The organism is Streptomyces sp. NPDC048254 (genome assembly GCF_043201895.1).
In the GTDB taxonomy this organism is placed as follows: domain Bacteria; phylum Actinomycetota; class Actinomycetes; order Streptomycetales; family Streptomycetaceae; genus Streptomyces.
In genome coordinates this window covers 202927-225606 of the sequence record NZ_JBICZJ010000009.1, presented here as the reverse complement: position 1 = coordinate 225606, position 22680 = coordinate 202927, and the positions used below count along the sequence as shown (strand labels likewise).

The 22680-nt window shown below is 71.2% G+C and carries 18 protein-coding genes; 9 read left to right on the top strand and 9 right to left on the bottom strand.

Translation table 11 applies throughout. The annotated features are described in order from the left end of the window. The first annotated feature begins 153 nt into the window (after positions 1-153). On the top strand, positions 154-3270 hold the full coding sequence (locus tag ACGFZQ_RS25585; protein WP_393842261.1) for a sacsin N-terminal ATP-binding-like domain-containing protein: 3117 nt from the start codon (positions 154-156) through the stop codon (positions 3268-3270). Positions 3271-3336: 66 nt separating this feature from the next. Here the strand turns inward: ACGFZQ_RS25585 and ACGFZQ_RS25580 are convergent, their stop codons facing one another. After that, on the bottom strand, positions 3337-3573 hold the full coding sequence (locus tag ACGFZQ_RS25580; RefSeq protein ID WP_351737161.1) for a hypothetical protein: 237 nt from the start codon (positions 3571-3573) through the stop codon (positions 3337-3339). Continuing rightward, positions 3570-7112, bottom strand: coding sequence for a colicin E3/pyocin S6 family cytotoxin (locus ACGFZQ_RS25575; protein WP_393842260.1), 3543 nt, complete (start codon positions 7110-7112; stop codon positions 3570-3572). The genes ACGFZQ_RS25580 and ACGFZQ_RS25575 overlap by 4 nt, the downstream gene beginning before the upstream one ends. A gap of 588 nt (positions 7113-7700) precedes the next feature. Between ACGFZQ_RS25575 and ACGFZQ_RS25570 the strand changes: the two genes are divergently transcribed. The 4 genes from ACGFZQ_RS25570 to ACGFZQ_RS25555 all read left to right on the top strand — a co-directional run bounded on the left by ACGFZQ_RS25570 (position 7701) and on the right by ACGFZQ_RS25555 (position 11766). After that, positions 7701-8078: a hypothetical protein gene (locus ACGFZQ_RS25570; protein WP_351737163.1), complete on the top strand. Its 378-nt coding sequence runs from the start codon at positions 7701-7703 to the stop codon at positions 8076-8078. A 129-nt stretch (positions 8079-8207) separates the two neighbouring features. Further along, positions 8208-9779, top strand: a complete 1572-nt coding sequence (locus tag ACGFZQ_RS25565) for a trypsin-like serine protease (RefSeq protein ID WP_393842259.1) — start codon at positions 8208-8210, stop codon at positions 9777-9779. Between the two features lie 120 nt (positions 9780-9899). After that, positions 9900-10826, top strand: a complete 927-nt coding sequence (locus tag ACGFZQ_RS25560; protein ID WP_393842258.1) for a hypothetical protein — start codon at positions 9900-9902, stop codon at positions 10824-10826. 157 nt (positions 10827-10983) lie between these two features. Then, positions 10984-11766: a hypothetical protein gene (locus ACGFZQ_RS25555; RefSeq protein WP_393842257.1), complete on the top strand. Its 783-nt coding sequence runs from the start codon at positions 10984-10986 to the stop codon at positions 11764-11766. 91 nt (positions 11767-11857) lie between these two features. Here ACGFZQ_RS25555 and ACGFZQ_RS25550 read toward each other — a convergent pair whose 3' ends face one another. Both ACGFZQ_RS25550 and ACGFZQ_RS25545 read right to left on the bottom strand, forming a co-directional pair. After that, positions 11858-14257, bottom strand: coding sequence for an HAD-IC family P-type ATPase (locus tag ACGFZQ_RS25550; protein ID WP_393842256.1), 2400 nt, complete (start codon positions 14255-14257; stop codon positions 11858-11860). A gap of 130 nt (positions 14258-14387) precedes the next feature. Then, positions 14388-14645 carry a DUF2530 domain-containing protein gene (locus ACGFZQ_RS25545; protein ID WP_351737479.1) on the bottom strand — a complete coding sequence of 86 codons (258 nt, stop codon included), beginning with the start codon at positions 14643-14645 and terminating at the stop codon, positions 14388-14390. Between the two features lie 112 nt (positions 14646-14757). Between ACGFZQ_RS25545 and ACGFZQ_RS25540 the strand changes: the two genes are divergently transcribed. Next, positions 14758-16209, top strand: a complete 1452-nt coding sequence (locus ACGFZQ_RS25540) for an NCS2 family permease (RefSeq protein ID WP_393842255.1) — start codon at positions 14758-14760, stop codon at positions 16207-16209. 12 nt (positions 16210-16221) lie between these two features. Here the strand turns inward: ACGFZQ_RS25540 and ACGFZQ_RS25535 are convergent, their stop codons facing one another. Further along, entirely contained in the window at positions 16222-16416 is a 195-nt protein-coding gene (locus tag ACGFZQ_RS25535; RefSeq protein ID WP_351737173.1) for a ribbon-helix-helix protein, CopG family, read from the bottom strand. Between the two features lie 181 nt (positions 16417-16597). Between ACGFZQ_RS25535 and ACGFZQ_RS25530 the strand changes: the two genes are divergently transcribed. Beyond that, a complete protein-coding gene (locus ACGFZQ_RS25530; protein WP_351702944.1) occupies positions 16598-17035 on the top strand; it encodes a MarR family transcriptional regulator in 438 nt (145 codons plus the stop codon). 102 nt (positions 17036-17137) lie between these two features. Then, complete coding sequence (locus ACGFZQ_RS25525) at positions 17138-18412, top strand: MFS transporter (protein ID WP_393842254.1); 1275 nt, start codon at positions 17138-17140, stop codon at positions 18410-18412. Between the two features lie 31 nt (positions 18413-18443). Here ACGFZQ_RS25525 and ACGFZQ_RS25520 read toward each other — a convergent pair whose 3' ends face one another. Then, positions 18444-18962: a GNAT family N-acetyltransferase gene (locus ACGFZQ_RS25520; protein WP_393842253.1), complete on the bottom strand. Its 519-nt coding sequence runs from the start codon at positions 18960-18962 to the stop codon at positions 18444-18446. A gap of 26 nt (positions 18963-18988) precedes the next feature. On the opposite strand from ACGFZQ_RS25520, the gene thpR reads away from it, so the two are divergent. Then, the gene (gene thpR, locus ACGFZQ_RS25515; protein ID WP_393842252.1) at positions 18989-19591 is read left to right on the top strand and encodes an RNA 2',3'-cyclic phosphodiesterase; all 603 of its coding nucleotides are present in this window, start codon (positions 18989-18991) and stop codon (positions 19589-19591) included. A 485-nt stretch (positions 19592-20076) separates the two neighbouring features. Here the strand turns inward: thpR and ACGFZQ_RS25510 are convergent, their stop codons facing one another. The 3 genes from ACGFZQ_RS25510 to ACGFZQ_RS25500 all read right to left on the bottom strand — a co-directional run bounded on the left by ACGFZQ_RS25510 (position 20077) and on the right by ACGFZQ_RS25500 (position 22611). Further along, a complete protein-coding gene (locus ACGFZQ_RS25510) occupies positions 20077-21069 on the bottom strand; it encodes an aldo/keto reductase (protein ID WP_393842448.1) in 993 nt (330 codons plus the stop codon). A 68-nt stretch (positions 21070-21137) separates the two neighbouring features. Next, positions 21138-21911, bottom strand: coding sequence for a TIGR03084 family metal-binding protein (locus ACGFZQ_RS25505; protein ID WP_393842251.1), 774 nt, complete (start codon positions 21909-21911; stop codon positions 21138-21140). 112 nt (positions 21912-22023) lie between these two features. Further along, positions 22024-22611 (bottom strand): Uma2 family endonuclease, encoded by a 588-nt coding sequence (locus tag ACGFZQ_RS25500; RefSeq protein WP_393842250.1) that lies wholly within the window; start codon positions 22609-22611, stop codon positions 22024-22026. Positions 22612-22680 lie beyond the last annotated feature (69 nt).

The following is a 22680-nucleotide window of genomic DNA, read 5'->3' as shown; positions in this document are numbered from 1 at the left end:
CCCGATTCTGGCGCCAAGGTACGACAGGGGGATCCGGCCGGCAATCGGGCCGGGGGCCGGGCCTGCGCCTCCCGGCTGATCGGGTCGGGTGGGCGGGTGGGGGGACCCCCGGCGCGCGGTACCTTCGTCCTCTCGTCGACGAGGAGAGAAAACGTGAGCAAGTTCGTGCGGCCGGCCGCCGAGGGCGCCGACCCCTTCGGCACCGCCCGCCTGCGCCGCGGTGTCCTCGACGCCTGGGCCACCAGCCCCGCCCGGTTCCGTGAGGACGCCAACGCCGAGGAGGACCTGGTCCTCGGCGGCTACCGGGACCGGCTCGTCGTGGAACTCGCCCAGAACGCCGCCGACGCGGCCGCCCGCGCCGGTGTCCCCGGCCGGTTCCGGCTCACCCTCCGCGACGGCGTCCTGTTCGCCGCCAACACCGGCGCCCCGCTGGACGCGGCCGGCGTCGAGTCCCTCTCCACCCTGCGCGCCTCCGCGAAGCGGGAGGAGACCGAGAGTGCCGTCGGCCGGTTCGGGGTCGGCTTCGCCGCCGTGCTGGCGGTGACGGACGAGCCCGCGGTGGTCGGCCGGCACGGTGGCGTGCGGTGGTCGCTCGCCGAGGCCCGGGAACTGGCCGAGGAGACCGCCCGGCAGAGCACCGGGCTCGGCGACGAGATCCGTCGCCGGGACGGGCATGTGCCGCTGCTCCGGCTCCCGTTCGCCGCCGAGGGCACCGCCCCGGACCCGTACGACACGGTCGTGATCCTGCCGCTCAGGGACACCGCGGCCACCGATCTCGCCGAGCGCCTCCTCGCCGCCGTCGACGACGCCCTCCTGCTGGCCCTGCCGGGGCTGGAAGAGGTCGTGATCGAGACCGGCGCCACCGTGCGCACCCTGCGCCGTGGCACCGACGGCGAGCTCACCGTCGTGGACGACTCCCAGGAGGGCACGACCCGCTGGCGTACCGTCTCCGCGCACGGCCCGCTCACCCCGGAGCTGCTCGCCGGCCGGCCGGTGGAGGAGCGGCTGCGTCCGCACTGGTCGCTGACCTGGGCCGTGCCCACGGACGGCGCGGGCGTCCCGGACCGCCCGCGCACCGCCGCCGTGCTGCACGCCCCCACCCCCAGCGACGAGCCCCTCGGCGTCCCCGCCCTGCTCATCGCGTCGTTCCCCCTCGACACCACCCGCCGGCACGCCGCCCCCGGCCCGCTCACCGACTTCCTGGTGCAGCGCGCGGCCGACGCGTACGCCGAACTCCTCGCCGGCTGGCGGCCGGTGGGGGAGGGGATCATCCATCTGGTGCCCGGCCCGCTGGGCAAGGGCGAGCTGGACGGCGCGCTGCGCGAGGCGATCCTGGAGCGGCTGCCGCGCACCGCGTTCCTGCCGCCCGCGGTCGAGCCCGGCGACGACAGCGAGCTTCCCGAGGCGCTGCGGCCGCGGGACGCCGAGATCGTGGAGGGGGCGGGCGCGGACACGGTCCGGGTCCTCGCCGAGGTGCTCCCCACGCTCCTGCCCGCCGGTCTCGAACGCCGGGTGGAACTGCGGACGTTGTCCGTCAGCCGCCTGCCGCTCGCCGACGCCGTCGACCGCCTCGCCGGCCTGGAGAAGGACCCGGACTGGTGGTGGCGGCTCTACGACAGCCTCGCGGGCGTCGACCCGGAACGGCTGTCCGGGCTGCCGGTTCCGCTCGCCGACGGGCGGACCACCATCGGCCCGCGCCAGATCCTGCTCCCCACCGCGGACGCGGTCATCGACCCCGAGGTCCTGGCCCGGCTCGGCCTCAAGGTCGCCCACCAGGACGCCGCCCACCCCCTCCTGGAGAAGCTCGGCGCCCTGCCCGCGACCCCGCGCGCGGTCCTCACCACCCCGCAGGTACGGGCCGCCGTGGCCGCCTCCCTGGACGACGAGGGAAGCGTGAACTGGGAGGAGGACACCCCGGACGCCGAGGAGCTGGCGGACACGGTCCTCGCCCTGGTCCGGGACGCCGGCCTGGAACCCGGCGACGAGCCCTGGCTGGGCGCCCTCGCCCTGCCCGACGAGGACGGCGAGCCGGCCCCCGCCGGTGAACTCGTCCTCCCCGGCAGCCCGTTCGCCCGGGTGATCAGGGAAGGCGAACTCGCCGCCGTGGCCGCCGACCTGGCGGAGAAGTGGGGCGAACAGCCGTTGGCCGCCTGCGGGGTGCTCGCGGACTTCGCCCTCGTCCGCGCCACCGACGTCGTCCTGGACCCGGACGAACTGGAGCCCCGCGAAGGGGACTTCGCGGAACCTGATGACGCCGGCCTCCTCGACGCCGTCGACGTCTGGTGCGAGGACATCCTCGACCGCTTCCCGGACACGCCCGTGCCCCCGGTCGCCACCGAGCTGATCGCCGTCCGAGACCTCGACCTCGTCGACGAGGACCACTGGCCCGAGGCCCTCGCCCTGCTCGCCCGGCCGCCGCTGCGGGACGCCCTCACCCAGCCGGTCCGCATCCTGCTGCCGGACGGCACCCACGAGGTCGTACGGCCGTACACCGCATGGTGGCTGCGCGGTCACCCGGTGCTCGACGGCCGCCGCCCCGCCGGTCTGCTGGCCTCCGGCGGCGACCCGCTGCTGCGCGGTCTCTACGAGGAGGCCGACGCGACCGGCTTCGAGGACGAGCAGGTGCTGCGCGCGCTGGGGGTACGGACCTCGGTCACCGCCCTCCTCGACGAGCCGGGCGGCGCCGCCGAACTCCTGGACCGCCTCGCCGACCCGGACCGCTCCGTCACCGGCGCCCAACTGCACGCCCTCTACGGCGCGCTGGCGGACCTGGACCCCGAGCAGGTGACCCTCCCCGACGAGCTGCGGGCGGTGATCGACGGCCGGGTGGAGGTGGTGGACGCGGCGGACGCGGTGGTCGTCGACTCCCCGGACCTGCTGCCGTTCACGGCCGGCGTCCCGCTGCTCCCGGTACGGCCCGCACGCGCCGCCGAACTGGCCGAGCTGTTCCAGGTGCGGCGGCTGAGCGAGTCGGTGACGGGGTCGGTCGACTCGGAGGGCACCGAACACGACGTCCCCGAGCCGGTCCACGTCCTGCTCGGCCCGCGCACCCCGGAGACCTACGTCGAACACGAGGAGCTGCTGGTCGACGGCGTCGAGATCGACTGGCGGCTCACCGGGGACGGCGTCCTGCACGCCGCCACCCTGGAGGGCGTCGCCGCCGGACTCGCCTGGGCGGCCGGCCAGTGGCCGCGCCGCTTCGAGGTGGCCGCCCTGCTGGAGGACCCGTCCCGCACGGAGGAACTGGCCCGGGACCGCTGGTTCGACTGAGAGCCGAAAGACGATGGCCCGGGACCCCGGCAGGGGCCCCGGGCCAGGTCAGGCCGGTGAGAGCGGTCAGGCCGGTGAGTCCTCCACTTCCAGGAAGTACTCGAAGCGGTCCAGGTCGAGTGCCATGCCGGTCAGCCGGTGGAAACCGTCCGCGTGCTCCGGCCCCAGCGGATACACGTCGGTGAGCCGGTCCGCGGGCATCGCCAGCAGCCCCGCGAACGCGTCCGCGCCCACGGACGAGACGTCGGTGACCGACTCGGGGGTGTCCTCGTCCTTGGCGTAGCGGGCGACGAGGTATTTCATGGGGTCACCTTCCGGGTTCCGTCCGCGGGCTTGGTCTGGGCACCAGTATCGGGGTCGAACTCCCCGAGGTGCTTGCCCCGCTTGTTGTACTTCTCGACCGTTCCGTGCTGGGAGTCCCACTCGTAGATCTCCCCGGTGCCCGGGTCCTTCCACCGCTTGCGCAGGCCCCCGCCGCCCTGCACGGGCGTCTTCGGCTTGGCACGGGCGGCCTTGGGGAAGCCCGGCAGGCTGCTCGGCGCCGGCTTCGGGCCCGGCTGGACGACCTTGTTGACGTTGCTCTTGCTCTGCGCCTCACGCAGCGCCTGGCCCAGGCCGTCGTTGAACCGGCCCACGCCGTCGGCGGTGGTGAAGCCGCCCGAGACGATCAGCGTCGTGCTCGCGGCGATGGCCGGGGCCCCCGCGAGACAGCCGATGCCGGTGATGCACAGCGCACCGCCGGCGATGTCGCCGGAGCCGCCGACGCCCATCATCACGACGCCCGCGCCGGTCTCGGCCAGCCCCGTCCAGACGTCCTCGTTGGTGAGGATCGCCTCGCCGTAGGTGAGGACGGTGTCCGCCGTGTCCTCCAGCCAGTCCGGGACCCAGTCGCTGCCGGAGTCCTCGTCCGGCGCGTCCTGGGTCTGCGCCTTGCGCCAGGCCTCCTCCGTCCTGCGGTACTCGGCCTCCTCCTGCTTCTGCTTGGTGACCGCGGTCCGGAAGGCGTCCTCGAACGCCTTGCCGGCGGCCACCGAGTCCTTGCCCGCGGCCGTCGCCGACGCGCGGGCGTCCTGGGCCGCGCTCCACGCCGAGTCGGCCGAGCCCTGGGCCCAGTTCGCCGACGCCTGCGCCTGGGTGGCCGACTCGACGGCCCGGGCCGCCGCCGCGTGGGCGTCGTTCTCCGCGGCCCGCGCGGTCCTGGCCGAGGCCGCCGCGTTCGCCGCCGACGTCTCCGCGTCCTTGGCGGACTCGAGGGCGTCGTCGGCGTACCCCTTGGCGGCCTTCGCCGAGGCGTCGGCCTGCTTGGCGTACTCCTTGGCCTCGGCCGCGGCCTTGCGTGCCGTGGCGGCGACCTTGCCGGCCTCGGCGGCGTTCTTCTGGGCGGTGGCGGCCACCGAGGCGGCCTCGGAGATCAGCTGCTGGACCAGGGCGACATGGCCGGCCGCGAGCTGGTCCTTGCGCTGCGCCTGGTACTGGCCGTGCTGCGTGAACGCGTGCAGCAGCGGCGCGGGCCCCTCCAGCGCGATCCTGGCCGCCGCCTTGACCTCGGGGCCGCCGCTGTCGACGAGCTGTGCCGCGCGGACCCGCTCGTCCTCGGTACGGGCCTGGTACTGGCCGTCGGTGACGAAGGCGCGGTAGCGGTCCACGGAACCGGAGTTCAGCGCCGCGCGACCCGCCTCCTGGACGCCGGGACCCCCGGTGGAGACGACCCGCGCGATGTAGACGCGCAGGTCGTCGGCCATCGCCTGGTACTGGCCGTCCTTCAGGAAGGTGCTGATCCGGGCCGTGTCGCCGGCCAGGGCCTGCTCGGCCTTGCCGCGCACGTCGGACGACGGCGAATCCAGGGCCAGCGTCTCCACCCTGGCCCGTTCGTCCGCCTGGGCCGCCTCGACCCGGGCGGTACGGACGTACGACACCACCTCGGCGGCGTCACCGGAGAGCGCGTCCCCCGCCGCCGAACGGCTCCAGGGGCCACGGGACTTCAGAGTGCGCAACGCCAGGTCACGGCCGTCGTCGGCGATCTTCTGGAGGTCGGCGCCGGGTGCGGAGGCAGCCGTGCCCAGCTGCCGGGCATCGGCTTCGAGGGCCGCGGAGGCCTGTGTCGCGCGGTTCTGTGCCGCCTGCCGCTGCTCCTCCTGTGCCTTGAGCTCCCGGGCCCGTGCGACGGCCTCGTTCGTACGGGCGGTCAGCTCCTCGGCCTCGATCTGACGGGCCAGCGTGAACACCGACTTGGCCTTGGTCACGGCCGCGCTCGCGACGTCCGCCGCCTCCTTGGCGGACTTGGCGTGGGCGGTCGCCTGGGCCGCCGCGTTGGCGGCGTCCGTGGCGTGGTCGGCGGCCGCGTCGGCGGCCTTGGCCGCGTTCTCGGCGTGCGTGGCGGCGGAGTCGGCCGCGTCCCGTGCCTCGTTGGCGGCGGTCGCCGCCTTGCGGGCCAGGCTCTCCGCGGCGTTCGCGGCGCGGGTGGCCTCCGCGGCCTGGGCGCGCGCCGCCGAAGCCGCCGCGTCGGCCTCCGCGGAGTGCACGCCGGCCTGGTCCGCGTAGGCGCTGGCGTCGCTCGCGGCACTGGCGGCCGCGTCGGCGTTGCCGCCCGCGCTCGCCGCCGCCTTCGCCGCGTCCCCGGCCGCGTTCGCGGCGACCCCGGCCTGGTTGGCGGCGTCCGCCGCGAGCCGGGCGCCCTTGGCCGCGGTACGGGCGTCGTCGGCGGCCTTGCGGGCGGTGCTCGCCTTGGTGGCGTCCGTGGCGGCGTCGGCCGCCGCCCCGCGGGCCCGGCTCGCGGCCTGGGCGGCACCGGTCGCGGCGGCCGCGGCCTGGGTGGCCGCGTTGGCCGCCGTGCGGGCCGAGTTGTTGGCGGCCCGGGCCGCGTCGATGGCCTGCTGGGCCGCCTTGGCGGCCTGGTTCGCGGCCGTGGCCGCGCGGGAGGCGGCGGACGCGGCTCGCACCGAGTCCTTGCGGGCCGCCTCCGTCTCCTTCGCCGCCTTCTGCGCGGCCTCCTTGGCCAGCGCCGAGGCCGCGACGGCCCGCGCCGAGGCGTCCTTGGCCGCCTCCGTCTCCGCCTTCGCCTGGCGTCCGGCCTCCTTCGCCTGGGCGGCGAGCTGGGCGACCGTGGCGCGTTCCTGGTCCCGTGAGCGGGCGACGTACTGGCCGACCTGGAGGAACTCGCGGATGTCGGCCGCGGTGCCGTCCAGCGCGACCCGGCCCGCGGCCCGGACGTTGGGTCCGCCCGTGCTCACGATCTGCACGAGCTGGACCCGCTCGTCCTGCTCGCGCTCCGTGTACTGGCCCTCGTCGAGGAAGGCGGTCATGTCGTCGGTGGTGCCGTCGAGCGCGGCCCGGCCGGCGTCCTGCACGCCGGGGCCGCCCGCGTCGACGATCTGCGCGATGCGGACGCGCTGGTCCTGCTCCAGCGGTGCCTTCCAGCCGTCCTTCAGGAACGCGGTCAGGTCGTCCTGCGACCCGGCCAGCGCCTTGCGGGCGGCCTCCTGCAGCCCCCGTCCGCCGATGCTCGCGACCTGCGCGGTCTGGACGCGGTCGTCCTGGTAGGCGGCCTCCGGCGCGACGTCGTCGAGGAAGTGCCGTACGTCGGTGTCCGCACCGGTGAGGGCGACCTCCGCGGCGGCCCGCAGTCCGGGTCCGCCCGCCTGCCACAGCTCCAGGACCCGGCCGCGGTCGGAGTACGCCCCGCTCGTCGGGTCGGAGTCGCCGGCGGGAGAGCCGGCGGCCTGGGCCGGGGCGGGGCCGAGCAGTCCGGCGGCGATCGCCAGGGGCAGCAGGCCCAGCGCCGTTCTGCGTATCAGACGTGTGGCGTTTCCAGCGGTATCGAACTGGTCAGTTCTTCGATTCACTGAGTACCTGTCTCGGTAATCGGCGACGACCCCCGAAAAGCGAGTCGCCGAATGGTCGACGGGTAAGCATAGTCATCGTTTTACCGAGGGGCGTCTGAATAAGATGTCGACGGTGCGACGAATGCGTCGGCCCGCTTATACCGGACAATGGTGATCTTCTGGAGCGGGTGTGCCGTGGGTGCGGGTCCGGGTGCGGGGTCGAGGTTGACGGAACGGCGAATCTTTGCTTACTCTGTGCCTCGACTTTACGTTCGAGGTAATCGGGCCCGACCAGCCTGCGATGCCGCGGACGTGTATTCACACGGGGATGAAGGGGGGACCGGTTGCGCCTGCGCGCAACCGGCTGATCTGGGCATCTGGCGGCCGTGAACGGCTGCTGCCCATGCATGTCTGTATTTTCTCATCGCATCCTGGCGGGGGTCTCTCGATGCGAGGATCCACGCCGGAAGGGAATCTTCGGTGCCTTTCCGTGCCCGAAATCTCGTCGTTTCCGGAATAGCGGTTGCGTGTGCCACGCTCGCCGGAATTTCCGTGGCATCGGCCGACGACCCACCGCAATCACCGTCTGATTCAACTCCGCCCGCGGCGGTGGAGGACTACGGTTATCCCGGTGCCGACCACGTGCTCGCCGAAAAGGGAATCCGGCTGAAGAAGGGTGACGGGCACATTCTGCTGGCGGACTGCGACCAAGGGGCCCAGCAGATCCGGGTGCTGACCCGCAAGGACGACTCCGTGGGCCGGGCCGGCACCTATTGCTTCCAGGCCACCGCGAAGACCGGCCGCCTCACGCTGGAACTCCCGCAGGTCTTCATGGTGGAGGCGGGCGCCGACCACCCGGTCCGCGCCGACCTGACCAGCAACGGCCAGACCACCTCGGTCAGCGTCCCCAAGGGCGGCTTCCAGTCCGTCGGCGAGGGCACCGGCGGCGCACCGTCGGTCCTCGTCGAACTGCTGGTGACCGGCTGAGCACCACCGCCGCACCGAGCTCCGCGGGTGCCGAGGCCCCTCCGCGCCCCCCTGCCCTTCCGTATCCTCCTCCGCTTCCCCTGCGCCCTGCGCGCCCTGCGGAAGCCCGCCCTCCGATTCGAGGAAAACGTGAAAGACGTCCGTCCGCGCAGCGCGCGCATGGTGTGGGCCGCCGGTCTCGCGGCCGCCGGTCTGACGACCGGTCTGCTGACCGCGGCCCCGGCCCAGTCCGTCGTCGGTGACCAGGTCGCGGACGGCGCCGACCAGTACACGGTCAAGCTCCACATCGCCGGTGGCACCGACAACGAACGCGGCTGCTCCGGCACCCTGGTCGACCAGCAGTGGGTCCTCACCGCCGCAAGCTGCTTCGCCCCGGATCCCCGGCAGGCGACCGCGCTCACCCGGGGCGCGCCGCTCCTGCCCACCCTCGTGACCGCCGACGGCAACGCGCCCACGCCGACGGCCGAGCTGAAGCAGCGGGTGCGCGAGATCGTGCCGTACTCGGGCCGCGACCTGGTCATGGCGCGTCTCGAGGACCCGACCACCGCCACCGACCCGCTGGACGGACCGTTCCCCGAGATCGCCTCCGCCGACGTCAGCGGCGCCACCCCGGCCCAGGGCGACCAGCTCACGGCTGTCGGCTACGGCCGCACCAAGCTGGAGTGGGTTCCGGCGCGGGCCCACACCGGATCCTTCGGCGTGGACCTCGTCAACCCCACCACCCTGGCGATCTCCCCCGCCGCGTCCGGCGGCGCCCTGTGCAAGGGAGACGCCGGCGGTCCGGTGCTCAACGCCGGCGGCAGGGTCGTCGGCGTGGTCAGCGCCGCCTCGGACGGCGGCTGCTTCAACTCGCGGGAGACCCGCACCGGGGCCGTCGCCACCCGCGTCGACGACATCGCCGACTGGGTGCAGAAAGTACTTCTGACGAACCGCCAGAAGTACGTCACCGACGTCATGACCGCGGCCGACTTCAACGGCGACGGCCGTACGGACATCGCCGCGCTGCTCACCAACGGCTCGGCCCAGGTCTTCCAGGGCCGTGCCGACGGCACGCTGGAGTACGGCTCCTTCCTGAAGGTCGTCGGACGCGGCAACCAGAAGGAGCTCGTCGCCGGGGACTTCGACACCACCCCCGGGACCGAGCTGATCTCGGCCGACACCGAGGGCGACCTCACGCTGTTCAGCAAGCGCTCGTGGGTCCCGGACCTCTACAGCCGCACCCAGCTGTGGACCGACGCCGGCTGGAAGAACGGCCTTCCCGTGGCCGCCCTGCGGACCGGGAAGGCGGGCCGTGACACCCTGCTCTTCCAGTGGTCCGACGGCTCTCTCTACAGCTACAAGCGGGACGCCGACGGCAACCTCGTGAACCAGAAGAAGTCGATGTGGCCGGACAAGACCTGGAAGAAGAAGCTCATCGCCACGGCCGACTTCACCGATGACGGGCGGGACGACATCGCGGCCGTGGCCAGTGACGGTGCGCTGCACCTGTATCCGGGCAAGGCCGACGGCACCTTCGACAAGGCGCGTTCGATGTGGCCCGACAAGAGCTGGAGCACCATGCGCGCCGTGGCCGGCGGCGACTTCGACGGCGACGGCAAGGCGGACCTGGCCGCGCTGTGGGCCAACGGCGACCTGAAGTGGTACGCGGGCGACGGCAAGGGTGGACTTGCGGCGGGCAAGACGATGTGGCCGACGGTCTGAGCGACCGCCGGAAGGAACCTCTCGCACGACTTTTGATTTATCGCACAACCTTTCCCCTGCCCTGTGGATCTGATCGGGCGAGTCAACAGACTCTCCGGTCACTTCCATGCAGGGGAACCCATGCGCATACGCGCCACCACGGTCGCCGTCTCCGGCGTCCTGGCCCTCTCCGCCCTCGCCGTGCCGGCCGCACAGGCCGCCGGCGGTTCTTCCTACAGCCCCTCCGGCCTGGCGAAGCTCGCCCAGGCGCACCAGGGCACCGCCGGCCGGTCGGCGTACACCGCCTCGACCGCGGACGACGCGGGCGACCCCTACGCGCTGGACCTGTCCTTCTCCAACGTCCAGGTCAACAAGGGCAAGCCGATCGTCGCGGGCACCACCACCCACGGCACGTTCCCGGTCACCTACACGGTGACGCACGGCGCCGACGTCGACATCCACGCGGACGACTTCCTGATGGACGTCGAGATCTACCGCGGCGACATCCTGGAGCCGACGAACGAGCTGTTCGGCGTCGACTGGCCGTCCTGCACGGACACCTCGACGACCACCGCCAGCTGCAAGGGCACCATCGACGTCTATGCGGACGAGGAGCTCACCAACTCCGACGCCACCACCTGGAAGGCGTTCGGCTTCGCGCTCGCCCTCAACGGGCAGGACCCGACCAGTGACGACTGGAGCAAGATCGGTTACGCCGAGGGGGACAACCTGGCCACCACCAAGCTCCAGCGCCTGTCCAAGCTGACGGTCAACGCCGCCCCCGAGCCGGTGAAGAAGGGCAAGACCATCACGGTCACCGGCAAGCTGTCCCGCGCCAACTGGGACGACGGCCAGTACCACGGCTACGCCGGCCAGTCCGTGCGGCTGCAGTTCCGCAAGAAGAACTCCAGCACGTACACGAACGTCAAGGGCATCAAGTCGTCCTCGACCGGCACCCTGAAGACGACCACCAAGGCGACGGTGGACGGCTACTACCGCTTCTCCTTCGTGGGCACCTCCACGACCCCGGCGGTCAACGCGACGGGCGACTACGTCGACGTGAAGTAATCCCAAGGAGACGTAATCCGGTCGCAAAAGAATCAAAATCTGACCGGATTACGTCTCGCACGTACAACCACTCCCGCCCCTCGTGGATCTGATCACTGAGTCAACAGACTCCCTAGATCACTTGGGCCCCGCGCCCACTGTTCCCACTGGGGAATCCATGCGCATTCGTGCCACTGTGGCCGCCGTCTCCGGCGCCCTGGCCATCTCCGCGTTCGTCGCCCCGGCCGCGCACGCCGCCGGCAGCACCACGCTGGACGTCACCTTCTCCAGCGTGAAGGTCAACGGCGGCAAGGCCGTTGTCGTGCCCGCCACGGGCTCCGTGAAGTTCTCGATCACCTACAAGGTGACCCACGCCGCCAGCCTGAAGAGCAGCGACTTCGACACCATCCCGGTCATCTACCACGGCACCGACATCAAGTCGTCCGAGTACGGCGTCGCCCCCTCCGACCTGGCGACCTGCACGGACACCTCCTCGACCGTCGAGAGCTGCAAGGCCACCCTCAGCGCCAGTCACACGGACATGGTCAACAGCATCGCCGGCACCTGGCAGGCGGGCGCCATCGCCTTCGACAAGGACGGCAACCCCACCTTCGGGAACAGCCTGGGCAAGGTCTCGGTCCAGCGCTTGTCCAAGCTGACGGTGAACGCCGCCCCCGAGCCGGTGAAGAAGGGCAAGACCATCACGGTCACCGGCTCCCTGACCCGCGCCAACTGGGACGCGGCCAAGTACTCCGGCTACGCCGGCCAGTCGGTCAAGCTCCAGTTCCGCAAGAAGGGCTCCAGCACCTACACCACGCTGAAGACCATCAAGTCGTCCTCCACGGGCGCCCTGAAGACCACGACCACCGCGTCGGTCGACGGCTACTACCGCTACTCCTTCGCGGGCACCTCCACGACCCCGGCGGTCAGCGCCACGGGCGACTACGTCGACGTGCAGTAGTAGGAAACGCCCCCAGGGGCAGCGCCCCGTAAGGGGCGCGGGGAACTGCGCGATCAACCCCCACCGGGCCGCGCAGTCCCCCACAACCGCATCACACCGGATACTTCCGCTCCACCCACTTCCAAAGAAGCTCCAGCACCGCCGACCCCACCACGGCCACGCCGACGGCAGTCCACGGCATCACGGTCCCCACCAGCTTCAGCGCGAAGAAGCTCTGCAGGGCCGGTACCGCGAGGACGAACACGAACGCCACGCCCATCGAGGCCACCAGCACCACCCGCCACCAGGTGTACGGGCGGGCGATGATCGCCAGGACCCACATCGAGATCAGGAACAGGGTGAGGGTCGCGGCGCTGGTCTCGGCGTCCAGGGAGCCCGGGCCCGTGTAGTAGTGACGGGCGAGCAGGTACGTGACGAAGGTCGCGACCCCGGCCAGCACTCCGCCCGGGATCGAGTAGCGCATCACGCGGCGGACGAAGTGCGGTCTGGCCCGTTCCTTGTTGGGGGCGAGGGCCAGGAAGAAGGCCGGGATGCCGATGGTGAGGGTGGACAGCAGCGTCAGGTGCCGGGGCAGGAAGGGGTATTCGACCTGGAAGCAGACCACGAGCACCGCGAGCAGGACCGAGTAGACCGTCTTGACCAGGAACAGGGTGGCGACCCGGGTGATGTTGCCGATCACCCGGCGCCCCTCGGCCACCACCGAGGGCAGCGTGGCGAAGCTGTTGTTGAGGAGGACGATCTGCGCGACCGCCCGGGTGGCCTCGGAGCCCGAGCCCATCGAGACCCCGATGTCGGCGTCCTTGAGGGCGAGTACGTCGTTCACGCCGTCCCCGGTCATCGCGACCGTGTGCCCGCGTGACTGCAGCGCCCCCACCATGTCCCGCTTCTGCTGCGGGGTGACCCGGCCGAAGACGGTGCCCTCGTCGAGGGCCGCGGCCATGTCGCCGCGCTCCGCCGGCAGCCGACGGGCGTCCACCGTCGTACCGCTCAGGCCGAGCTTCGCGGCCACCGCACCGACCGACACCGCGTTGTCGCCGGAGATCACCTTCGCCCGGACCTCCTGGTCGGCGAAGTAGCGGAGCGTGTCGGCGGCGTCGGGGCGCAGCCGCTGCTCCAGGACCACCAGGGCGGTGGGGCGGGCGCCCTCGGCCACCTTCGTGTGGTCGAGGTCCCGGGTGGCGCGGGCGAGCAGCAGCACCCGCAGCCCGTCCTCGTTGAGGCGTACGGTTTCGGCCAGCGCCGGGTCGCCGTCGGCGAGCAGCACGTCCGGCGCCCCCAGCAGCCAGGTGCTCAGCTCCCCGTCGCCCTCGCTGAAGGTCGCCCCGCTGTACTTGCGGGCGGAGGAGAAGGGCAGCGACTCCACGCACCGCCAGTCCTCGCTGTCCGGATAGGCGTCGATGATCGCCTGGAGGGAGGCGTTCGGGCGCGGGTCCGACTCGCCGAGCGAGCCCAGCACCTTGCGTACGTACGTCTCGTCGAACCCGTCCAGCGCCCGCAGCTCGGTGACGTCCATGCCGCCCTCGGTGAGCGTGCCGGTCTTGTCGAGGCAGACGGTGTCGACGCGGGCGAGGCCCTCGATCGCGGGGAGCTCCTGGACCAGGCACTGCTGGCGGCCCAGCCGGATCACGCCGATCGCGAAGGCGACGGAGGTGAGCAGGACCAGACCCTCGGGGACCATCGGGACGATGCCGCCGACCGTGCGGGCGACGGCGTCCTTGAGGCCGTTGTTCTTGACGACCAGCTGGGTGGCGACCAGGCCGATCGCGGCCGGGACCATCATCCAGGTCACGTACTTGAGGATGGTCGAGATACCGGAGCGCAGCTCGGAGTGGACGAGCGTGAAACGGGAGGCCTCCTCGGCCAGCTGGGCCGCATAGGCCTCCCGGCCGACCCTCGTCGCCTCGAACGCGCCGCCGCCGGCCACCACGAAACTCCCCGACATCACCTGGTCGCCGCGGTGTTTGACGACCGGGTCGGCCTCGCCGGTGAGCAGCGACTCGTCTATCTCCAGGCCGTCGGCCTCGGCACACACCCCGTCCACGACGATCTTGTCGCCGGGGCCGATCTCTATGAGGTCGTCGAGCACGATCTCGCTCGTGGCCACCGCCACTGCGGCCCCGTCGCGGCGCACGGTGGGCCGCGCCTCGCCGATCACCGCGAGCGAGTCCAGGGTCTTCTTCGCCCGCCACTCCTGCACGATGCCGATGCCCGTGTTGGCGAGGATCACGAAGCCGAACAGGCTGTCCTGGATCGGCGCCACCACGAGCATGACCACCCACAGCACACCGATGATGGCGTTGAACCGGGTGAAGACGTTCGCGCGCACGATCTCGCCGAACGAGCGGCTGCTGCGCACCGGAATGTCGTTCACCTGGCCGCGCGCGATCCGTTCCGCGACCTCGGCGGCGGTCAGCCCGCTCGGCCGGGCCGGGGCCGGCAGCGGGACCGGATGCACAGGGTCGAGTTCCGCGCCCGCGTCGATGTGCGTCATACGTCCGACGGTACGTGCGGATTTGCGCGTTCACCTGCCGAGTGCCCGGAAGATCCGACCAGGGGAGGAGCGAAGTCGTGCCCTGGTTGTAGGGCGGCCCTTACGGCTTCCCCTACAGGGCGTGGTTCCCCTACAGGGCGCGGGCCGCTTCCGCCCGCTTGATGGCCGCGTCCCGCTTCTTCACGTACCAGACGCCGATCAGCCCGAGGCCGCCGCCGGCCAGGCAGGTCCACACCCACCAGGTGTGACCGTGGTCGGCGTACCAGCCGTAGAAGGGGAGCTGGACCAGGAAGAGGACGAACCAGACGATCGTGCCGCCGACGATGGTCGGGACGACGGGGCCCTCCAGGGGCTCCGGTGCTTCGTGCTCGGGGGTCCACTTCGCCATGGTGCTCAGCTTACGCATCCCTGGTGTCTACGCGCGGAGATAGCGATCTGGTACTCATACGTTCATACTGAAACCGTTTGTGTCTGGCTACTTCTGATCGTAGGAACCTCCAATGTCGACCCCGGCTCCCACTCAGGCCCCCGCCCCCGAACAGCCGGGTGCGACCCCCGCGTACGGCGCGCTCGACCGGTACTTCAAGATCTCCGAGCGGGGCAGCACCCTCGCCCGCGAGGTGCGCGGCGGCTTCGCCACGTTCTTCGCGATGGCGTACATCATCGTGCTGAACCCGATCATCCTCGGCAGCGCGAAGGACATGTACGGCCATCACCTCGACAACGGTCAGCTGGTCACCGCCACCGTCGTCACCGCCGCCTTCACCACGCTGCTCATGGGTGTCATCGGCAACGTCCCGATCGCGCTCGCCGCCGGTCTCGGCGTGAACTCCGTCGTCGCCCTCCAGCTGGCGCCCCGGATGTCCTGGCCGGACGCGATGGGCATGGTGGTGCTGGCCGGCTTCGTCGTGATGCTGCTGGTCGCCAGCGGTCTGCGTGAGCGCGTGATGAACGCCGTGCCCTACAGCCTGCGCAAGGCGATCTCGATCGGTATCGGCCTGTTCATCATGCTGATCGGTCTGGTGGACTCCGGCTTCGTCACCCGGATCCCGGACGTCGCCCAGACCACCGTTCCGCTCCAGCTCGGCACCGACGGTCATCTCAACGGCTGGCCGGTCCTGGTCTTCGTGCTCGGCGTGCTGCTGACCCTCGGGCTGATCGTCCGCAAGGTCTCCGGCGCGATCCTGATCTCCATCGTCGCGATGACCGTGCTGGCGCTGATCATCAACGCCGTCGCCCATGTGACGACCTGGGGCCTGACCGTCCCGAAGTGGCCCGGCAACCCCGTCTCCACCCCGGACTTCGGCCTGCTCGGCAAGGTCAGCCTCTTCGGCGGCTTCGACAAGGTCGGCGTGCTGACCGGCATCCTCTTCGTCTTCACCGTCCTGCTGTCCTGCTTCTTCGACGCCATGGGCACGATCATGGGCGTCAGCGACGAGGCCAAGCTGACCGACGCCCAGGGCTACATGCCGGGCATCAACAAGGTCCTCTTCATCGACGGCGTCGCGGTCGCCGCCGGCGGTGCCAGCTCCTCCTCGGCCACCACCTGCTTCGTGGAGTCGACGGCGGGCGTCGGCGAGGGCGCGCGCACCGGCTTCGCCAACGTCGTCACCGGCGCGCTGTTCGCCGTGGCGCTGTTCCTGACCCCGATCGCCACGATGGTCCCGTCCCAGGCGGCCACCCCGGCGCTGCTCGCGGTGGGCTTCCTGATCCTGGCCGGCTCGATCAAGGAGATCGACTGGGCCGACTACACCATCGCGATCCCGGCCTTCGTGACCATGGTGATGATGCCGTTCACCTACTCGATCACGAACGGCATCGGCATGGGCTTCATCACCTTCGTGGTGCTGCGGCTGACCGCCGGCCGGGCCAGGGAGATCCCGGTCGCGATGTACGTGGTCGCGGCCGTGTTCGCCTTCTACTACCTGATGCCGGCGCTGGGTCTCACGTGACCTCCCGGGGCCTCAGGTGACCTTCACCTGGTCGCCGTAGAACCGCTCCGTCTCCTCGACGGCGGCCGAGAACCGCTCGTCGAAATCGTCCCGAATGAGCGTCCGGACCACGTAGTCCTGGACGCTCATTCCCCTTTTCGCCGCATGGTGCCGGAGCCGGTCGAGCAGCTCTTTGTCTATCCGCAGGCTGAGCACACTGGTCCCCATGCATACGAGGGCGCCACATCCGGGCGCCCGATGCGTCACTTTCCGGATTCGGCTCACCCGTAAGGGTGACGCGATGTTTTCCGGGGAATACCCCCGACTTCACAGGTTCAGTGGCCGAGGTCACGGGCACAATGGCGTGTCCGGGTGGTCCTTAGGAAGGGTAATGAGTTACTCTAAGGACATGCCGGACCTTACCCATGGCGACGACGCGGCCGCCGTGAACTCCCTCCGCTCCGCCGTGATGCGACTCTCGCGACGGCTGAAGCACCAGCGGGTCGACGAGTCACTGAGCCCCACCGAGATGTCGGTGCTGGGCACCCTCTCCAACTGCGGCCAGGCCACCCCCGGTGAGCTGGCCCGCAAGGAGCATGTGCAGCCGCCCTCGATGACCCGCATCGTGGCGCTGCTCGAAGCCAAGGGACTGGTCCGTCTGGAGCCGCACCCCGAGGACCGGCGCCAGAAGGTCGTCACCAAGACCGAGCAGGCCGAGGCGATGCTCGAAGAGAGCCGCCGCAAGCGCAACGCGTTCCTGGCCGGCCTGGTCGACGGCCTCGACGAGGACGAATGGGCCAAGCTCCGCGCGGCCGCCCCCGTCCTGGAGAAGCTCGCACACCTGTAAAACCCTTCACGAGGAGGCGAACCCACTTTGAGTACGGGATCCGGAGCACCTTCCGCCCCCGCACCGACCGCCCCTACTACCCCCGCATCCCGCAGGTCCTCGATGTTCGGCTCGCTGAAGGTCAGGAACTACCGCCTGTTCTTCGCGGGCCAGGTCGTCTCCAACATCGGCACCTGGATGCAGCGCATCGCCCAGGACTGGCTGGTCCTCAGCCTCACCGGCTCCGCGACGGCCGTCGGCGTCACCACCGCCCTGCAGTTCCTGCCGATGCTGCTCTTCGGCCTCTACGGCGGAGTCCTCGTCGACCGGCTGAACAAGCGGCGCGCACTCTTCGTCACCCAGGCGTCCATGGCCCTCACCGGCATCGCGCTCGCGCTGCTGACCCTCTCCGGCCATGTGCACGTCTGGCACGTCTACCTCGCCGCCTTCGTCGTCGGTCTCGCCACGGTCGTCGACAACCCGGCCCGCCAGTCCTTCGTCTCCGAGATGGTCGGCCCGGACCAGCTGCAGAACGCGGTCAGCCTCAACTCCGCGAACTTCCAGTCGGCCCGCCTGGTCGGCCCCGCCGTCGCCGGCCTGATGATCACCGGCGTCGGCACCGGCTACGCCTTCCTCTTCAACGGCCTGTCCTTCGTCGCCCCCATCGCCGGCCTGCTGCTGATGCGCGCGCGTGACCTGCACGTCGTGCAGCGGGCGCCGAGAGGAAAGGGCCAGCTGCGGGAGGGCCTGCGCTATGTGGCCGGCCGCCCCGACCTCACGTGGACGATCATCCTGGTCGGCTTCATCGGCACCTTCGGCTTCAACTTCCCCGTTTACCTCTCCGCCTTCGCGGACGACGTCTTCCACGCGGGCGCCGGCTCCTACAGCCTCTTCAACACCCTGATGGCGGTCGGCTCCCTGGCCGGCGCCCTGCTCGCGGCCAGACGCGGCACGGCCAGGCTGCGGGTGATGCTCGCGGCGGCGGTGGCCTTCGGCGGACTGGAGCTGGTGGCGGCGACCGCACCGTCCCTCTGGCTGTTCTCGCTGCTCATGGTCCCGATCGGCATGTTCGGTATGACGGTCAACGTCACCGCCAACACCACCGTCCAGATGGGCACCGACCCGGCCATGCGGGGCCGGGTGATGGCCCTGTACATGATGGTGTTCATGGGCGGCTCCCCCATCGGCGCACCCATCGCCGGCTGGATCACCGACGCGTACGGCGTCCGCGCCGGCCTGGCGGTGGGCGGTGCGATAGCCGCCGCGGCGGCCGTGGTGATCGGCCTGGTCCTGGCCCGCGTCGGCAATCTGCGCCTGTCGGTCGGCTGGCACGGCGGCCATCCGCGGGTGCGGTTCGTCCCGCGGGAGGAGCAGGAGGAGCTCGCCGCGGCCGCGTGAGACACGTACAGGTGCCGGCCCGGAGGGCCTACTACAGCCGCCGGGCCAGCACCTGCCCCGCCCAGCCGTTCCCGGCGGTGTAGGTCTCGGTGCGGACGAAGCCGTTGCCCTCGTAGTAGCGGACCAGCTTGCCGTCGGCGCCCGCGTAGCAGTCCACCCGCAGCAGCGAGACCCCGGCGCGCCGGGTCTCCTCGGCCGCGTGCGCGAGCAGGGCGCTGCCCACGCCGTGGCCCTTGAACCGGCGGTCGGAGGCGAGCCAGTGGATGTACCGCTCGGGCTCGCCGGGCGGCGGGAGATGCGACAGATAGGCGCCGGGCGCGTCGGTGACCGTGAGCGCGGCGGCCGGCACTCCGTCGGCCTCGGCGATGTAGGTCACACCCTCGTCCATGTAGCCGACGACCGACTCCACCGTCTTCTGGCTCTCCGACAGCGGCGTAGCCCCCCACTGCTCGGTCCGCCCCTGTCCCACCAGCCACTCCACACAGCTGTCGAGCATCCCGAGTATCGCGGGAACGTCGTCGGGTCCGCCTTCTCTGATGGTGATCTGCATCTCCTCATGATGGCAGGGTGGTCCGCATGAGACTCTTCGCCGCCGTGCTGCCCCCGGCCGAGGTGGCCGCCGAACTCGCCGCCGAGGTCGACCGGTTGAAGGGGCTGCCGGGCGCGGACGCGCTGCGCTGGACCGGCCGCCCCGGTTGGCACTTCACGCTCGCGTTCTACGGCGAGGTCGAGGAGGACGTCGTACCGGACCTGTCGGACCGGCTGGCCCGCGCGGCCCACCGCACGCCGGCCTTCCCGCTGTCCGTCGCGGGCGGCGGCCAGTTCGGCCACGGCCGGGCCCTGTGGGCGGGCGCCGACGGCGACCTGGAGACCCTCCGGCTCCTTGCCGACCGCGCGGAGGCGGCGGCGCGGAAGGCGGGCGTACCGATGGGGGAGCACCGCCGCTACAAGGCGCACCTGACGGTGGCCCGCAGCCGGGACGCGGTGGAGGTACGGCCGTACGTCGAGCTGCTCACGGAGTTCGCGAGCCGGACCTGGACGGTGGGGGAGCTGGCGCTGGTGCGCAGCAACCTGCCGACGTCGGGGGTGCCGGGGGAGCAGCCGCGGTACGAGGTGGTCGCCCGCTGGGGGCTGGGGCCTGCCCGGCGGATCGGGTCGCAGGAAATCGCCGGTGACTGATCGGTGCCGGTGAGCGGGGTGTGGTGCGTGCAGCTGCAAGGCGGAGGAGGCGTAGCCGATCAGCCGCTGCCGCGGCGGGCGACGCGGTGGGGGCACCCCCGGCCGAAGGCTGGGGGACGTCGGCGAGTGACGACAACGCCGCTGGGGGTCCCCCTCCGGGGGAGTGCGTGCCACACCCCGCGTCTGCGGCAGGATCCGCCGGGCAGGCCCCAAGGGCGGGCGGTTAGGCTCGTTGCCGTGGACCCGAAGACCCGGAACCGGATCATGGCCGGTGCGCTTGTGCTGTTGTTCGTGGTGGTTGCCGTGGCCTCTGCCATGAGGTGAGGGCCGGCCGGGGAACTGCGGCCGCCGTTTTCGGCTCCGCCGCGTACGGGCTGGTCGCTCCCCCACTCTCGGCTTCGCTCGAGCGGGGGGACCCCCATCGCGGCGGAGCCGCATGTTGATACAGCCCCGCGCCCCTTCGGGGGCGCTGCCCCTGACGTCGGCTACCAGGCGAAGGCCTCCGGGGAGGGGCCCGGACCCGGGAAGATCTCGTCGAGGCCGGTCAGCAGCTCCTCGCTCAGCTCCAGCTCGCCGGCCCTCAGTGCCGACTCCAGCTGTTCGGCGGTGCGCGGGCCGACGATCGGGCCCGTCACCCCCGGACGCGTGAGCAGCCAGGCGAGGGCGGCTTCGCCGGGTTCGATGCCGTGCTTTTCGAGCAGGTCCTCGTACGACTGGATCTGCGCGCGGGTGGCGGGGTTGGCGAGCGTGTCGGCGGCCCGTCCGGAGGCGCGTCGGCCGCCCTGGACCTCCTTCTTGATGACCCCGCCCAGCAGCCCGCCCTGCAGCGGCGACCAGGGGATGACCCCGAGGCCGTAGTCCTGCGCGGCCGGGATGACCTCCATCTCGGCGCGCCGCTCGGCGAGGTTGTAGAGGCACTGCTCGCTCACGAGGCCGATGGTGCCGCCGCGCCGGGCGGCGATCTCGTTGGCCTGGGCGATCTTGTACCCGGGGAAGTTGGAGGACCCGACGTACAGGACCTTGCCCTGTGCGATGAGGGTGTCGATCGCCTGCCAGATCTCCTCGAAGGGGGTCCGGCGGTCGATGTGGTGGAACTGGTAGACGTCGATGTAGTCGGTCCCCAGCCGCTTCAGGCTGGCGTCGACGGCCCGCCGGATGTTGACGGCGGACAGCTTGTCGTGGTTGGGCCAGGCGTCGCCGTCGCCGGCCATGTTGCCGTACACCTTGGTGGCGAGCACGACCTTGTCGCGGTGGGCGGGGCTCTTGGCGAACCAGCTGCCGATGATCTCCTCGGTCCGCCCCTTGTTCTCACCCCAGCCATACACGTTGGCGGTGTCGAAGAAGTTGATGCCGGCGTCCAGCGCCGCGTCCATGATCGCGTGGCTGGCGGCCTCGTCTGTCTGCGGGCCGAAGTTCATGGTGCCGAGGACGAGTCGGCTGACCTTGAGTCCGGTACGTCCGAGCTGCGTGTACTTCATGGTCACCCAGCCAACGTCGTGGAGTGCGCTCTAGGCAAGGTCTTTCGGGTCGGTCGGCCCGTGGTTCTTCAGAGGAAGACGCGCGCGATGTCGAGCCATTTGTCCGCGTCCTCGCCGACCGCCCTGAGGTCGGTCTCGGCTCGGGACCTGCGCCGGGTGACCCGGAGGCAGAAGTCGAGGGCGGTGCCCTCAACCCATTGCGCCGCGTTCTCCGGGCCCCAGGCCCAGGTCTGGCCACCGGGACCGGTCAGCTCGATACGGAACGGCTCCGCCGGACCGGGCAACTGTGCGGCGTGGAAGGACAGCTCCCGTCCGGTCACTCCCAAGGCGGCCACCTGCCTGAGCCGGTCGGTCGGACGACGTGACACACCGAGCGAATCGAAGACGTCCTGCCCGTGGGCCCACGTCTCCATCAGCCGAAGCGGTGTCATGAGCGCCGCGGTCAGCTGCGAGCCGTACCAGGGGAAGCCGTGGTCCCGGGGTACGTCACGGAGCGCCGCCGCCACCTCGGTCCGGCCCGCGCGCCAGCGGGCCAGCAGTGCCGACCGCGGTTCGGCCGCGCCCTCGGCGGCGTCGAGATCGGCGTACCGGGCGCCCGCGGCTTCGGCCTGCTTCAGCACGGTGCCGAACGCCTCCGGGGTCCGTATGGCGATGACAACGTTGGCGTCGGCTGAAGCGAGATGAGCTATCTGGTGGGCGATCGTCCACCCCGCGGCCGGTGTGGGCCTGGTCCAGTCCGGATGCGCCGACACCAGGGCGTCGAGTTCGTCCCCTTCGGCCACCAGGTCGGGGACCGCGAGGCCGCACTCCAGAACGGAGAGGTCGAGGCCGTAGTTCAGCATCCGGAATCACCTTCGCACGCGTTGACGGCAGGCACAGCCGAGGGGAGCCGATCCACGCCCGACCCTAGCCGAACGTACCTGCGGCAACGGCTCAACTCCGGTGCGTGGAGGGCTAGTCGGTCGGGAACTCGTCGGTCTTGAGGGTGAGGCCGACGACGGTGGCCGTGAGGTCCGCCTCGTCGCCGAAGTCGACCTTGGTCTCGGTCGCGTAGTCGTCGCCCTTGGGGTTGGTGTAGATGTGGCAGCGGCGCTGGTAGGGGTCGGCGATCAGGTAGACGGGGACCTCGGCCTGGGCGTAGGCGTTCTTCTTCAGGCCGTAGTCGTTGGCCGCGGTGCCCCGGGAGATGACCTCGGCGACGAACTCGACGTCCTGGTAACGCCAGAGCCCCTTCCCGTTCTTCACCGCCTCCTCGGCCATCACCGTCACGTCGGACGCGAACCCGTTCAGATGCCCCGGGTAGTCGACACGGACATCGGACTTGACCCGCTTCCGGGGGTACTTGGTCCGCAACTGCTCGTAGATGTCCGCGATGATCTCCCAGTGGGTGTCCCGCTGCGGTGCCATGAAGACGGTCCCCTCGACGATCTCGACCTTGTAACCCTCGGGGGCGGGCATCTTCTCGATCCGCTCGAACAGCTCGTCGAGCGTGATCTCGTCGTCGCTCTCGGCCATCGCGATCCTGTCTTCGAGGACGGTCATCCTGGCGCTCCTCCCCGGCCACCCTCCGCACGAGTGCGGCCGCGCGGTTCAACGATACGCACAGTGACC